This window comes from Nocardioides sp. CPCC 206348, assembly GCF_048654705.1.
Classification (GTDB): Bacteria; Actinomycetota; Actinomycetes; order Propionibacteriales; family Nocardioidaceae; genus Nocardioides.
In genome coordinates this window covers 5,284-5,569 of the sequence record NZ_JBMCZA010000207.1, presented here as the reverse complement: position 1 = coordinate 5,569, position 286 = coordinate 5,284, and the positions used below count along the sequence as shown (strand labels likewise).

At 70.3% G+C, this 286-nt stretch carries 1 pseudogene; it reads left to right on the top strand.

The window, feature by feature from the left end:
- Positions 1-286: pseudogene (locus ACOADB_RS20450) on the top strand (hypothetical protein); the annotation flags it as partial.

The window sequence follows — 286 nt, the reverse complement described above, 5'->3', positions numbered from 1 at the left end:
GTTCCGACGTACGACGACCCGCTGGTCGTCGTACCAGCACCGGCTGCGGGTGCCGGCAACTGGGCCGGAGCGGCCAGCGCGGTCCTGGTCGACGGCACCTACTGGCTGACCTATCGCGTGCGCCGGCCGTTGACGGACGGACGCGGCGTCAGTGTGGTCATCGCGCGGTCCGAGGACGGTGAGCGGTTCACAACGGTGGCCGAGGTACACCGCGAGGCCTTCGGCAGCGAGTCGTTCGAACGCCCTGTCCTGGTGCCGGTTCCGGGCATCGGCTGGCGTCTCTACC